Genomic DNA, 14455 nt, shown 5'->3' on the forward strand with positions numbered 1-14455 from the left:
ACAGGTCGCCGTTTCGTAACTTTTGGTTACAGACGCCACGCGCGAGGCTTGGGAAAATCTCGGGCACGTCAGTGCCGCACCTTGCCTATTTCAACGTCCGACCTTCGTCACCTGCTTTAAAACGTGAGCTGCGGCTGCCATGCCGAACGTCGCTGTGACACACATGCTCGAACCGAAACCGGCGCAATTCAGGCCCTGCGGCCCCGCAGCCGTATCGGACGTTTCGGGCGTTTCGCCCGGCGCGCACACCGCTTCGGGATATTGCAACGGCTCGTCCGAGTACACGGCCGGCACGTTGAACTTGGCCTTCGGACCACGGACAAATCCATGTTGCTTGCGTAATTGCGCACGCACTTTCGCAAGCAGCGGATCCTGGATCGTGCGGGCCAGATCGTCGATACGAATCCGTGTCGGATCGATCTGACCGCCAGCACCACCCACGGTGATCAGACGCTGCTTATGCGCCACGCACCATGCGATGAGCGCCGTCTTCACCCGAACGCTGTCGATGGCATCGACCACCCAGTCGAAGCCGCCGCCCAACATGGCGTCGAGATTTTCCAGTTCGACGAAGTCCTCGATGAGCGTAAGCTGGCAACCGGGATTGATGGCCATGATCCGTTCGGCCATCGCGGCAACTTTGGGTTTGCCGTAGTTGCCATCGAGTGCATGCACCTGACGATTGGTATTGCTTTCGGCGACGTTATCGAGATCGATAAGGGTGAGTCGGCCCACGGCGCTGCGCGCCAGCGCTTCGGCCACCCACGAACCGACGCCGCCGATACCGATGACGGCCACGTGGGCTTCACGCAGACGCGCGAGACCGTCGTCACCGTACAAGCGCGCGAGACCGCCGAAGCGGCGGTTCGCATCATAATCCTTCTCCGATGGCGTGGCCGGCACCGGAGCTACAACGATCGACGGGGTACTGTTCATGATGCGATGGGTAACGTCCTTGAAATGGCTGGCGATCACGATAGTCGCCATCGTCCTGGCATTCGCGGCGTTCATCACGTGGTTTGACTGGAACTACGCCCGGCCCTTCATCAACCGGGAGGTGAGCACCGCGACGGGTCGCCCGTTTGCTATCCGGGGCGACCTCTCGCTGCACTGGCTGGCCCCGAATGCGCAGGCCCCGGGTCTGGGGCGCTGGCTACCGCGGCCTCGCCTGATCGCGAATGATATCGTGTTAGGCAACGTTGCGTGGAGTCAGGAGCCGAACATGGTTTCCGTCGGACGACTCACGTTCTCGCTCGAATGGCTGCCGCTGCTCGACAAGCGCGTCGTCCTGCCCGAAGTCGCGCTGTCCGCACCGAAGGTCATCGTCGAGCAACAGGCAGACGGGCGCAACAACTGGACCTTCACAAAGGGTGACGGTCAACCGTCGCCGTGGAAATTCCGCATCGGACGTCTGATTCTCGAAGACGGCGTAGTACGCGCCAATCTCGTGCCGCAGCAACTCGATCTGACGGCCAATATCGCCACCATCGACGGCCAGGCGCCGTACGGCATCGGCGTCGCCGTGAAAGGCACGTTCCGCAAGGTCGCCATCACCGGTAAGGGCCGAGGCGGCGACGTCCTCTCGCTCGAAGACTATGGCGAGCCCTATCCGCTCGACGCGAGCGTGCGCATCGGCCGCACGCAGATCGCTGCCAAGGGCACGTTCACGAACCCGGCCACCCTGTCGGCACTCGACATGCACCTGCGCCTGGCCGGGCCGACCATGGCCGACCTTTATCCGATTACCGGCGTGCTGCCGCCGGAGACGCCGTCTTACGAGACCAACGGGCACCTATTGCATACCGCCGGTGTCTGGCGATACGAGCGCTTCCAGGGCAAGGTCGGCCAGAGCGATCTCTCGGGCACGCTCCTGTTCCGTCAACGCCAGCCGCGCAACATTCTGCAAGGCGCAGTCGTCTCGAATCAACTGCGTCTGATCGATCTGGGACCGGCCATCGGCGGACAGAATCCGTCGGGCGGCAGCGACCTGTCGGGCAAGCCGAAAGCGCCGCCGTCCGACAAGGTGCTGCCGGTCGATCCGTTCAAGACGGACCGCTGGCGCGCCATCGACGCGGACGTGCAATTCACCGGCCGCAAGATCGTCAAGGACAAGAGCCTGCCAATCGACAACCTCGTCACGCATCTCGTGCTGGACGACGGCGTGCTCTCGCTGCGACCGCTGGAATTCGGCGTGGCCGGTGGGCGCATTACGTCGACGCTCGTCCTCAACGGACAGACCGAACCGATGAAGGTGGATTCGCAAGTCTCGCTGCGCCATCTGAAGATGAAGCAGTTGCTGCCCGATGTCGATCTGATGAAGACGAGTGTCGGCGAAGTGAATGGCGACGCGGCCCTGACCGCCACCGGCAACTCGATTGCGGCGCTGGCCGGCTCATCGAACGGCGAGATCAAGACGCTCATCGACCGTGGCTCGGTCAGCAAGCTGCTGCTGCAATACATGGGCCTGAACGTGGGCAACATCGTGCTGACGAAGCTCTTCGGCGACAAGCAGATCGAAATGCGCTGCGCCGCCGCCGACTTTGCCGTGCGCGACGGCCTGATGGACACTCGCACCTTCGTGATCGACACCGACGATACAAGCATTGGGGTGACGGGTCAGGTCGACCTCAAGCGCGAACACTTCAACCTGACCATCCGGCCCGAGCCGAAGCATTTCGGCCTGCTGTCGTTACGCTCGCCGCTGTATGTGCGCGGTACCTTCAAGCATCCGGATGTGGGGGTCAGCGTGCCGACGCTGGTGGCCCGCGCGGGCGGCGCGATTGCACTGGGCGTGCTCGCCCCGTACACCGCACTCGTACCGTTGCTCGAACTCGGTCCCGGCAAGGACAGCCCCTGCGGCGAACTGCTCGCCAAGCTGCAGCACCCGCCGAGCCGCAACCCCGCCAGCGTCAAACCCGTGCCCGACGCGAACGGTAGCGGCACTGGCACCGGAACGGGCGACGCCTCCGGTGGCAAGTCCAGCGGCCAGGGGCGTGCCGCGCAGTCGTCACCGTCCGCCGCCGCTGGCGCGGGAAGCGAGAAACCCTGACCGATTCGCGTTACATGGGCATGGCACGGCTAACGCCACACGACATGCGAAGCAATGCCCATGCCAACGTGATGGATTTGACGTCGCCTTTCGGGGCGATTTTCGGGACAGGGAACGGCCCCGGACGGAAATACTTCATTCATTAAATATCAAACACATAGCGTGAGATGCCCATTCCACGGGGCGTTCGACGGATCGTTGCGCGTACGACGCGACAAATCGCCACGTGCGCAATTTCCCTGACTCTTCGCTATACTGTGTCGCAACCCCCAACGCACCAGACCGATTACGATCGTCGTGACCCAGACGCTTTCTCTCGCGGACCTGCGCAAAAACTACGCCCTCGGCTCACTTTCGGAGACCGATGTCGCGTCTAGCCCGTTCGACCAATTCCGACTCTGGTTTGAGCAAGCGCTTGCCGCCCAACTGGCCGAGCCGAACGCCATGACGCTCGCCACCGTCACGCCGGACGGCCGCCCCGATGCGCGGATCGTGCTGATCAAGGGTGCCGACGAACGCGGGTTCACGTTCTTCACGAATTACGATTCGCGCAAGGGTCAGGAGCTGGCGGCCACGCCGTACGGTTGTCTGCTGTTTCACTGGATCGAACTCGAGCGTCAGGTGCGCATCGAGGGACGTGTCGAGAAAGTGAGCGCAGAAGAAAGCGACGCTTATTTCCACTCGCGTCCGGTGGGTTCCCGCCTTGGCGCGTGGGCCTCGGTGCAAAGCGCCGAAGTGGCCGATCGCACGATCATCGAGCAACGCGAAGCGGAGTTCCGGCGCCAGTTCGGCGACGCCCCGCCGCGTCCGCCGCACTGGGGTGGATACCGGCTCGTGCCGGACACCATCGAGTTCTGGCAGGGCCGCGAATCGCGCCTGCACGACCGCATCAAATTTTTCCGGCTTGCCGATGGAGCGTGGCGCATCGCGCGCCTGTCCCCCTGAACGTTGTTGTGTCGGCTACGCCGACGCGGTACGCCTGCCCGCCCGTTTGACGAGGAGACGTCACCGTGCCGACGGTACGGATGAAAGTTTTTTTGGTGACACTTGGAGCACATCCATGTTGTGGGAGAAAAAACTCGAAAACTGGGTCAGCGGTGTCAAGACCTCGTCGAACCTGCCCATTCGCCTCGCGCTTTGGAACGGTCAGCAATACGATTTTGGTGCCTTCGGCAACCCCAGCGTAACGTTGCGCATCAATGGCCCTGCGGCCATGACGCGTCTACTGAGTCCAAGCCTCGACAATCTCGGCGAGGCGTATGTGAAGGGTGAGATCGATGTCGAAGGCCGACTGGCCGACGTCATCGACATGAGCTACGCGCTCGCGGGCAGCAGTCTGACGACCATCGGTCCGCTTGAGCGGGCCGTGCGTCACTTCAATCACTCCAAGAAGTCCGACAAGCGCTCGATCGAGTTCCACTACGACGTATCGAACGAGTTCTACCAGCTCTGGCTGGACAAGAACATGGTCTATTCGTGTGCCTATTTCGAAAATGGCGACGAAGACCTCGACACGGCGCAAGAGAAGAAGATCGATCACATCCTCACGAAGATCGGACTTCAACCCGGACAGACGCTGCTCGATATCGGCTGTGGCTGGGGTGCACTGGTGATTCGCGCCGCACAGAAGTTCGGGGCGAAGTGCCTCGGCGTGACGCTCTCGGAAAATCAGTTCGCGCTGGCGACCGAGCGTGTCAAAAAGCTCGGACTGGAAGACAAGATCGAGATCCGCATTCAGGATTACCGCGACGTGGAAGGTCAGTTCGACCGGATCACGAGCGTGGGCATGTTCGAGCATGTCGGGCGCAAGAATCTGAAGGACTACTTCGCGAAGATGGCTTCGCTGCTCAAGGACGACGGCGTCGCCATGAACCACGGCATCACGTCGACGGATCCCGACAGCGGCGAAACGGCGATGGGCGGCGGCGAGTTCATCGACAAGTACGTGTTCCCGAACGGCGAACTTCCGCACATCAGCCTGGCGCTGGAGTCGATGCAGCGTGGCGGACTGGAGGCGAGCGACGTGGAAAGTCTGCGTCGTCACTACGCCCAAACGCTGACGCTGTGGTCGGAGCGCTTTGAAGCGAATGCGCCCCGTCTGCGCGAGCTGGCCGGTGAAGAACGCTTCCGTGTCTGGCGCGTGTATCTTGCGGGATGCGCCTATGCGTTCGAGCACGATTACGTCTCGATCTATCAGGTGGTTTGCCGCAAGGCAGGACAATCGGCGAAGCAGCTTCCGTGGTCGCGCCGTTACATGTACGAGAATCGCGAAAAGCAATGAGTCAGTTCGATCTGTTCGGCACACCGCCTGACGATCCTTCGCCAGGCGGACGTGCCTGGCAGATCCACGGCAAGTCCGCCGCTTCCACCTCGCCCGCAGCCCCCGTTTCTGCGGCGTCTTCCGAGCACCGACGCCCGTCGCGTGGCGGCGTCGGCGCGGCCGACCTTCCGCCCGAAGTACAAGCGCTGGGCGAACAGTTACCCGGCAACATCCGTCTCGGCACCTCGTCGTGGTCGTTCCCGGGCTGGAAGGGCATCGTCTGGGACGACGATTACAGCGACACCAAACTCTCGCGTCAGGGACTCACCGCCTACGCCAGCCATCCCGTGCTGCGTTGCGTCGGTATCGACCGGTCGTTTTACAAGCCGATGTCGATCGTCGAGTACCAGAAGTACGCCGAGCAGGTTCCGAAGGATTTTCGCTTTTTGGTCAAAGCACCGAGTGTCGTGACAGATGCCGTCGTGCGTGGCGAGAAAGGCGAAGGTCTCAGCGCAAATCCGTGTTTTCTCGATGCGCGCATCGCCACCGAACAGTTCGTCGCGCCGTGTCTCGCTGGACTGGGTCCGAAGGCCGGTGTGATGGTGTTTCAGGTGTCGCCGCTACCCACCGAGCTGCTGCGCGACATCCCCACGTTGATTCAACGCATCGAATCGTTCTTCTCCGCCCTCCCCCCCTTGCCTCAGGGTGAGACGCTGCCCGACGGGACGGCAGCGCCGGGGCCATGCTATGCGCTGGAGATTCGCGACGGCGCACTGCTGACGCCCCGTCTCATGCGCACCCTGGGGCAACTGGGTGTGCGCTACTGCATCGGTCTGCACGCACGCATGCCGCATGTGGAGCGTCAGGCCGCTGCATTGGCATTGCTCGATGAGATGGGCGCGGGTCCGCTCGTCGTGCGCTGGAACCTGAACAGCGGCCACAAGTACGAACAGGCGAAAGCGAAGTACGCGCCGTTCGACAAAATCGTCGATCCCGATCCGACCACGCGCGACGTGCTCGCCGCATTGGCCACGCACTATGCACTGGCCGGGCACCCTGTCTACGTCATCGTCAACAACAAGGCCGAAGGCTCGTCGCCGTTGTCGTGCAAGGCGCTGGCCGAGCGGATTTCCGAGTTGGCACGGTCGTCAGCCGACACCGCAGCCGACTGATCGGATCGCTGCTTCACTTCGTCACCATCGAGCGGAGCAGCGTGAGCTGCCCCCTCCGGAAACGACAATGGCCTGAGCCGGCAGTGACACCGGGCTCAGGCCATCGTCATTCGAACGTGCAGTGCTTATGCGACGAGGTGCGGAATTGCGACGTCCGGATTCACGTCGGCGTCGTAGTCCACGCCTTCGATCTCGAAGCCGAACAGACGCAGGAACTCGTGCTTGTAACCCGCGAAGTCCGTCAGTTCGTACAGGTTCTCGTTCGTCACCTTATCCCACAGCGCCGAGACTTCGCCCTGCACTTCCGGCGACAGTTCCTTCTGGTCGGTGCGTACGCGGCCTTCTTCGTCGAGCAGCGGCGAAGCGTTGTACAGGCTGTCCTTGTACAGACCGTAGATCTGTTCGATGCAACCTTCGTGCGTGCCCTTGGCCTTCATGACCTTGAACAGCAGCGACAGATACAACGGCATCATCGGAATCGCCGAGCTGGCCTGCGTGACGAGTGCCTTGAGCACGGCAACGCGCGCATCGCCACCGCTCGGGGCAAGCTTTGCACGAATGCCCAGCACCTTCTCGTCCAGATCCTTCTTGGCCGCGCCAATGGAGCCGTTCCAGTAGATGTCGTGCGTGATCTTCTCGCCGAGATACGTGAAGGCGGTCGTCTTGGCCCCCGGGGCAAGCACACCGGCGTCGGCCAGCGCGTCCATCCACATCTGCCAGTCTTCGCCGCCCATGACGGCGACCGTGTTCTCGATCTCTTCCTGCGAGGCCGGTTCGAACACCGACTCCTTCACGACTTCCTTGTCCGTATCGATGCCGCGCAGCGTCACCGACTTGCCCACCGGCTTGAGCACCGAGTTGAACACCTGCCCCGTTTCCGGATGCGTGCGGCGCGGCGCGGCCAGGCTATATACGACCAGATCGACCTGACCGAGATCGTTCTTGATCGTCTCGATGGTCTTGGCCTTGATTTCCTTGGAGAAGGCGTCGCCGTTGATGCTCTTCGCGTAGAGGCCCTTTTCGGTGGCGAACTTGTCGAAGGCGGCGGTGTTGTACCAGCCCGGCGTGGCCGGCTTGGTCTCGCTGCCCGCGCGCTCGAAGAACACGCCCAGCGTGTCGGCATTGCTGCCGAAGGCGGCCGTAATCCGTGCGGCCAGACCGTAGCCGGTCGACGCGCCAATCACGAGCACCTTTTTCGGGCCGTTCGCGATGGGGCCTTGCGCCTTCACGTACTCGATCTGTTGCTTGACGTTGGCTTCGCAGCCGACGGGATGGGTGGTGACGCAGATGAAGCCGCGCACGCGTGGCTTGATGATCATGGAAACCTCGTTCACAAAATTCGGTGATGCCGGCTCACCCGGCAAACACCGCGCATTGTAAACGAGGTCGGGCCGGGCCCGGCAGTTTGAGACCGTTTTGCCCGGCCCGTCGCCCGATTTCCGACCACTTTCCGCCGTTCGGCAATGTTCTGTCGGACGGCGCCGAACGATATTCGGATTATTCCGGTGCTATTCCAATGCTATTCCGGTGCAACGACGACCGTACGATCGACCCGCTTGGGGAACCGAATCTGACGAATGCGGCGCACCAGTAAGGCCGCCACGATTGCGGCCACGCCCGTGAGCAGCACACCGGCATGCACCGCGCTCACCAGCGTCTCGCGTGCGGTTTCGACCAGCGGCAGGCCATCGATGCCCATGGCACGCAGGTCCGTCAGCAAGTCGGCGCGCAACGCCGGGTCGATCAGGATGCGTGGGTCGAGCGCGCGCGCCACGGCGTGTGCTGCGGGCGTGCCGTCGTAGCTCGTCACGGCACCGGCCACACCGCGTGCATACCAGTGATTGACCAGCGTACCGACGATGGTCGTGCCCAGCATGCCGCCGACCATGCGCGTCGATTGCAACAGCGCGGTCGTAATGCCGAAGCGCTCGCGCCCGGCGATCTCCTGCCCGAACACGTTCATATTGTTCAGGATGAAACCGATGCCGATGCCCGCGCAGGCCATCGCCAACGCGAGCAAGCCGTGCGGTGTCGTGTTGTGCGCGAGTCCCACCGCCGCCGAAGCCACCGCCAGCAGGCAGAAGCCGATGACCAGCATGTTCGTCGGTCGCGCGAGACGCACCACCACCGGCGTGTTGATGAAGCTGCCCAGCGCGATGCACGCCGCAATCGGCGTCGCGATCAGCCCGGCGGCCTGCGGACTGAGGCCGAAGCCGCCCTGCAACAACAGCGGCGCGAAAAAGATCAGCGAGTACATCACGAAGCCGATCAGCACGGAGAGCGTGAACAACACCACCAGTTGCGGATGGCGGAACATGTCGAGCGGCACGATCGGATGCGTCGCGCTTCGCTCGGTACGCAGCAACGCCCAGAAGCCGATGGCGACGGCGGCGATCAACGCGAGGTTGACCAGAGACGCGCCATGCTCCGGCACGCTCTCGATAAACACCTGAAAACCGCCCAGGACCACCGCGATCCAGAGCGCACCACGCCAATCGACGCGAACGTCACCCTGATGGGCCGGGGGGAATTTCGGCAGATAACGCCATACGAAGTAGAGCGCCGCCAGCCCGACCGGCAGGTTGACGAAGAAGGTGGAGCGCCAGCCGAAATGCTCGGAGAGCAGACCGCCCAGCGACGGGCCAGCCGCGGTGCCGATGCCATAGGCCGTGGTGATCACCACCTGCCAGCGCACGCGCGAACGGGCGTCCGGAAAAAGGTCCGGGACGCACGCGAACGCCGTACCGACCATCATCCCGCCGCCAATGCCTTGCAGGCTGCGCGCGAATACGAGGAACGGCATGTTGGGAGCGAGGCCGCACAGCAGTGAGGCGAACGTGAACGTCAGCACCGACGCGATGACGAACGTGCGTCGACCGAAGTAATCGCCAAGCCGCCCGAACACCGGCACGGTTACGACGGAGGCCAGCAAGTAAATGCTCGCAATCCAGGCGTAATACTCGAACCCCTTGAGCTCGGCGACGATGGAGGGAAGTGCAGTACTGACGACGGTCTGGTCCAGGGCGACCAGCATGTTGACGAGCGCGATGCCGATCATGGCCATCAACGCATCGCGGAAAGGCAGGGGGCGCACGGCAAACTACCTGAAGACTTCATGGAGGGGAGGCATCATTTTATGCGAAAAGTAATGAATATATGAACGGTTATGCATAACGCGCATTTCAGACCGGAAGTCCCCGGTATGCCTTGTTCTGCGCGGATCCCTCCTCGTCCCCTGTTGCGAAGTCACCACCAAAATAAATTCAACGTATATCTATAAAAAATTCAACAAAGGCTCAATTCACGATGCGCATCGCTGCCCGCTCCCTCAAATCGGGGCGTTGTCCGATACCCCTTTCGGACGCTCCACAACCCCACGCCACCACGCGCCGGGCATCATCGACGTGTCCTGGCCGGGCGCGCAACGCAGCAAATACGTCAATTCCCAGCGCATTCGCCAAAACCGCGCTTCAACAACGGCCGCACCATCGCTCGACGCTTCGGAAAGCGTCGTCGTCACTTCTCTGGAGATACGCCCATGAAACATCGCCCTGCGCGCGAAGACTACCGACGCTGGTTGAACGCACAACGTGGCGAGACATCGGCTGACGCACAGGAGGCAGCTCAGATAACGGCCGCACTTCCGGAACTTCCCGCGACATTGCCGTATGCCGGGTATGTCGTCTGGTTTTACTCAAGCCTTACGTATCTCGATATTCGTTTCGATCACCACCAGTTCGCCATCGTCACGCAGCAAGTGCCCAGCCCGGCCGAAGCGTTCTACTTCGATCACTTCGACGCCGCCTATGGGCATGCAGCAGACGTGGGCGAACCGTGCCTGATCCTTTTCTCTTCGGCGACCGGCGGCGCGACAAGCGTCGCCGGGTAGACGTTCGCGGGGTCCGCACACGGACGCGCGCAATGTCGGCCAGCCCCTGTCCACGGAGGACCTTCTCATTCCGTCACATCTTCCTCAACGTTGTGTCCATTCTCAGGGAGCGTAGACCATGCCGTTTCTCACATTTGGAATGTCTCTCGCGCAGGCCCGCGCCGACGCCGCACAGGCCAGATCGAATGTCGACTTCGTCGTCCCATCGGGCGCCATCGAAGTACAAGGCGTCAGAAACGTTGTTTCGGCCAAGGTCAATGTCGACGTGGCCGTCCCATCGACTGCCATCGAAATGCAGGTGGCCAACAACGTTGACTCAGTCACCGACAGGGAATTGCCGACGCGTCGGGGCGGGGCTTCGGACAAATCGACTCGTCGCGCCTACGGATGCCAGCCGACGCCGGTCGGCGATTACTTCGCCCATGCGCTCGCCGAATTCGTCACGCCACGCGGCGAATGCGCCCCCCGAACGTTTGCGAGCAATGCCGTGCTTCGTACGGAACTTGCCGACATGCTGGCACTTCACCCGGACGGCGAAGGCGTGAGCGTGGCGGCACAAATCGAAGCGCTGGGGTTGCCCTCGCTGCTGCTCGACGACCTGAAATATTTGCCCGGGACGCTTGATGCGATGCGTTACGACGTTGGCGCCAACGCCATTCGCCTTGGACGATTCAAATTCCCGGAGACCGACACCTATGGCAAGGCCGCAGCCTTTCGTTTTGCAGGCGAATGCGAGTTGGCACATCTTCGTGAAGGTGACCCTGTCGCCCCGCTGGTCAGGGAGGACCATGCTTCGATACTCGATTTCCACTATCGGGCCGCCGGCATGCGAGGCCACACGGCACTGCCGCCGACGGGATATGTCAACGCCGTGCAAGACGAAACGCAACTCTCGGATTTCACCGCACACCTCACGCGTTGCCGACGTCTTGCACGCTCTGGCCGTTCGATCCTCATGGTCAACAAATGGGGCGTGTATCCCGTCTCGCCGCTGGACACGATGCAAACCGGTCCCTGCGTAATTCTCTGATGTTCGAACGATCTCGCGAGCGCTGCGCCCCGCCGGGGCGACGGCGTGACAACGGCAACGACAGACTTTGAGGGAGGATTTCATGCCCGCACCATCGCAACCGCTTCCGGGTCACTGGCCGCAATTGTCGAACTGGCAAGTCCACGGGGGCGAGGCACCCGAGCGCGACCGCACGGCGACACAGTTCACCAGCATCAGAAATCGTCTGCCTGAAGGGCACGCCATTCGGGAGGCGTCGGTGGCAAGGGGAAGTCAGGCCATCCCGAGAGAAACGCCGTGTCAGGGCGTGCATGTGAACGACTACATGCATAACGTGCTCGCTGCGTTGGTCACCCCCAAGGAGGGATGTCCGTCGCGACGCTATGCGCGCAATGCGGAGCTTCGGCATTCGGTCGCGACAGCGCTCGCCTTGCATCCGGAGGGCGGCACGGCGTTACTTGAGGCGAGGTTGAAATCGCTGGGCCTTCCTTCGCTGCTCCGTGACGAGCCGCAATATCTGCCGGGAACGTTGGAAGCATTACGTTATGACGTGGGTGCACAGATCGTGGCCATCGGGCAGAGCGCACTGCCCGATCTTGCCGATGTCGATACGCCGGGAGATGGCGCGTTACATGAGGCAGGCGCACGCGAACTGTCCTACCTCGACAGCGACAGCCCACACGCGGAGGAAGTCCTGCGCGACCACAGACGCATTCTCGACTTCCATTACGGCGCAGCGGGGGTGAACTCGTTCAAAGCGTACGAAGCGCTTCAGGCACTTGAAGCGATGAGGCGCATTGCCTTCCCATCATCGGTACAACTCACGGCTCCCTTCAAATCGGAGGCGGCGGCGATCGCGGCCGCCGTGGCAAAGCCGGACGTGCCATTGGAGCAACGCCTGAGAAATGCGCGGCACCAGCAACACCGTATCGCCACCTTCATCGGGCATATCGAACGATGTCGGCAGCGCGCCGAACCGCCTCCCTTTCGGAGCAGTACCGCCAGCACGCGGGGCCGGATGCCGGTTTCGGCAGAGCCGGACGCACCGCGCGCACGTCGAAAGGCAGCGGACGCTGGTCCGCCACCTTCCCCGCCTTCCCCGCCATATTCGCTGTCGCGTGAGCACGATCCGCGCTACAACTGCACGCTCCTGTGAGCGAGATCAATGGCGCGCGACTCGTGCGGCCGACTCGTGAGGCCGACTTATGCGGAAGACTCATGCGGCCGACTTATGCCGCCGACTTCAACCGGCGGGCGAACTTCTCGCGGAATTTCTTGAGCTTCGGCGCGACGACATAAGCGCAGTAGCGCTGATCCGGATGCTGACGGAAGTAGTTCTGGTGGTACGCCTCGGCGGGCCAGAACGTCTGCGTGGCGACCACCTGCGTGACGATGGGATGCGGGTACGTCATCTCCGCCATCAGTTCGGCAATGAGATGTTCGGCCGCCGTCTTCTGTGCGTCGTCGTGATAGAAGATTGCCGAGCGATATTGCGTACCGACATCGTCGCCCTGACGGTTAAGCGTGGTCGGATCGTGGATCTGGAAGAAGACGACCAGGATTTCTTCAAACGTGACGACGTCCGGGTCATAGGTCACTTGAACCACTTCCGCGTGGCCCGTGTCGCCTTCGCAAACCTGTTCGTATGAGGGATTGTCGACATGGCCGCCTTCATAGCCCGAGACGACCGACTTCACGCCGTCCAGTTGCTGATAGCAGGCTTCGAGGCACCAGAAACAGCCACCGGCCAGCGTGGCGACTTCGGTGCGGGTATCGCTCGGGGAGTTCGTCTGCTCTGTCATCTTGACCTCGCTTGTCGACTGCGATTGTGCGCACTGGCGTCGGACCGTCATGCCGCAGTGCACCAAACAAATAGGGCGGGCGATCGAGAGTTCGATCGCCCGCCCTATTGTCGCGCAGAAGTCCCGCGAGCGGCGCAAATAACCTCAGGCCTTGCGCGGCGCATAGGATACGTGAAGCCCCGCACCTATGCCGTTTCATTCGTTCGCGCGCCTGGTGCCCTTAGCTTGCTCGTTTAGCTTGCTCGCTCAGCCCGCCCGTTCAACCGCACGTTTAGCCCGGCAGTTCAGCCCTGCAACTGCGTGATCAGCGGATGCAGCAGACGGGCACCGACACGTGCCGTGAGGCCGTCGCGGTCGTAGGTCGGGTTGTACTCGGCGATGTCCGCCACGCGCAGCTTGCCCGAACGACGCACCACGCCGATGAGCGCTTCCACCACTTCGAACGCCACGCCGTGCGCTGCCGGTGCCGACACGCCCGGGGCCTTCTCGCCGGGCAGCACGTCCATGTCGATGGTCAGATAGACGTGGCTCACCTTCGCCAGCTTCTTCTCCAACTGGTCGCACATTTCCGGCAGACGGTGCGCGAGCATCGTCGAGTCGAGCCAGTAGTCGACGCTCAGCGCGGTGGCGCGCTCGAAGAGCGCGTCGGTGTTGCTGTAACGGCTCACACCGAGACACGCGTAATGGAACGGCGCCTGACGGCCCGCCAGCAACTGCAAGATCTGCCAGAACGGCGTGCCGGAGCTGGCCGTCGGCTGTGCGCGCAGGTCAAAGTGAGCGTCGAAGTTGAGAATCAGAATCGGCTCGTCGCGAAGACGGTCGCCGTAGTGTTCCGCCACGCCAAGGAACGTGCCGTAAGCGATCTCATGTCCGCCACCCAGCACCACCGGACGCGCTCCCGCCGCCAACACCTCGGCGACGCGATGGCCCAGCGCGGCTTGCGCCGCTTCGAGCCGTTCGTCGGCACACACGATGTTGCCGCCGTCGAACACGGACGGCGTGCCTTGCACGGGCAGGCTCGCCAGTGCCCGGCGCAGCATGTCCGGACCGGCGACAGCGCCCTGACGTCCATGATTACGGCGCACGCCTTCGTCGCTGCAAAAACCCAGCACCACTGCGCCGCCCGCCACTTCCGATGCTTCGCAAGCATCGTAGTCGCGCAGCACCTGATGCAGACGCAGCGTGTGGCCTGTTTCGCCGGTATCCACACGGCCTTGCCAGACCGCTCGATCGATTGTCATACGTTTTCCTGCCTTGCCTTACCTGCTCGTTAC

Annotated in this window: 12 protein-coding genes; 7 read left to right on the top strand and 5 right to left on the bottom strand. The window is 62.5% G+C overall.

Features of this window, described 5'->3' with window-relative positions:
• Positions 1-90 precede the first annotated feature (90 nt).
• Positions 91-936 (bottom strand): tRNA cyclic N6-threonylcarbamoyladenosine(37) synthase TcdA, encoded by an 846-nt coding sequence (tcdA, locus tag MB84_RS17920; RefSeq protein WP_046292741.1) that lies wholly within the window; start codon positions 934-936, stop codon positions 91-93.
• On the opposite strand from tcdA, the gene MB84_RS17925 reads away from it, so the two are divergent.
• From MB84_RS17925 to MB84_RS17940, 4 genes are all read left to right on the top strand, one after another.
• A complete protein-coding gene (locus MB84_RS17925) occupies positions 935-3049 on the top strand; it encodes an AsmA family protein (RefSeq protein WP_245725399.1) in 2115 nt (704 codons plus the stop codon). The genes tcdA and MB84_RS17925 overlap by 2 nt on opposite strands.
• Before the next feature lie 297 nt (positions 3050-3346).
• Positions 3347-3994 (top strand): pyridoxamine 5'-phosphate oxidase, encoded by a 648-nt coding sequence (gene pdxH / locus MB84_RS17930; protein WP_046292742.1) that lies wholly within the window; start codon positions 3347-3349, stop codon positions 3992-3994.
• Between the two features lie 115 nt (positions 3995-4109).
• Positions 4110-5330: an SAM-dependent methyltransferase gene (locus tag MB84_RS17935; protein WP_046292743.1), complete on the top strand. Its 1221-nt coding sequence runs from the start codon at positions 4110-4112 to the stop codon at positions 5328-5330.
• Positions 5252-6481, top strand: coding sequence for a DUF72 domain-containing protein (locus tag MB84_RS17940; protein WP_046292744.1), 1230 nt, complete (start codon positions 5252-5254; stop codon positions 6479-6481). Before MB84_RS17935 ends, MB84_RS17940 begins: the two co-directional genes overlap by 79 nt.
• Positions 6482-6606: 125 nt before the next feature.
• Here the strand turns inward: MB84_RS17940 and fabV are convergent, their stop codons facing one another.
• Positions 6607-7800 (bottom strand): enoyl-ACP reductase FabV, encoded by a 1194-nt coding sequence (gene fabV / locus MB84_RS17945; RefSeq protein WP_046292745.1) that lies wholly within the window; start codon positions 7798-7800, stop codon positions 6607-6609.
• Between the two features lie 200 nt (positions 7801-8000).
• Complete coding sequence (locus tag MB84_RS17950; protein ID WP_046293958.1) at positions 8001-9539, bottom strand: MFS transporter; 1539 nt, start codon at positions 9537-9539, stop codon at positions 8001-8003.
• Between the two features lie 480 nt (positions 9540-10019).
• Between MB84_RS17950 and MB84_RS17960 the strand changes: the two genes are divergently transcribed.
• The 3 genes from MB84_RS17960 (at position 10020) to MB84_RS17970 (ending at position 12535) form a co-directional block, all read left to right on the top strand.
• The gene (locus MB84_RS17960) at positions 10020-10370 is read left to right on the top strand and encodes a hypothetical protein (RefSeq protein ID WP_046292747.1); all 351 of its coding nucleotides are present in this window, start codon (positions 10020-10022) and stop codon (positions 10368-10370) included.
• A gap of 118 nt (positions 10371-10488) precedes the next feature.
• Positions 10489-11400, top strand: a complete 912-nt coding sequence (locus MB84_RS17965; RefSeq protein WP_157122780.1) for a hypothetical protein — start codon at positions 10489-10491, stop codon at positions 11398-11400.
• Between the two features lie 82 nt (positions 11401-11482).
• The gene (locus MB84_RS17970) at positions 11483-12535 is read left to right on the top strand and encodes a hypothetical protein (RefSeq protein WP_052652547.1); all 1053 of its coding nucleotides are present in this window, start codon (positions 11483-11485) and stop codon (positions 12533-12535) included.
• 73 nt (positions 12536-12608) lie between these two features.
• Here the strand turns inward: MB84_RS17970 and msrA are convergent, their stop codons facing one another.
• On the bottom strand, positions 12609-13181 hold the full coding sequence (gene msrA, locus MB84_RS17975) for a peptide-methionine (S)-S-oxide reductase MsrA (protein ID WP_046293959.1): 573 nt from the start codon (positions 13179-13181) through the stop codon (positions 12609-12611).
• Between the two features lie 284 nt (positions 13182-13465).
• A complete protein-coding gene (hutG, locus tag MB84_RS17980) occupies positions 13466-14422 on the bottom strand; it encodes a formimidoylglutamase (protein ID WP_046292750.1) in 957 nt (318 codons plus the stop codon).
• Positions 14423-14455 lie beyond the last annotated feature (33 nt).

Origin of the sequence: Pandoraea oxalativorans, assembly GCF_000972785.3 — a bacterium.
Taxonomy (GTDB): Bacteria; Pseudomonadota; Gammaproteobacteria; order Burkholderiales; family Burkholderiaceae; genus Pandoraea; species Pandoraea oxalativorans.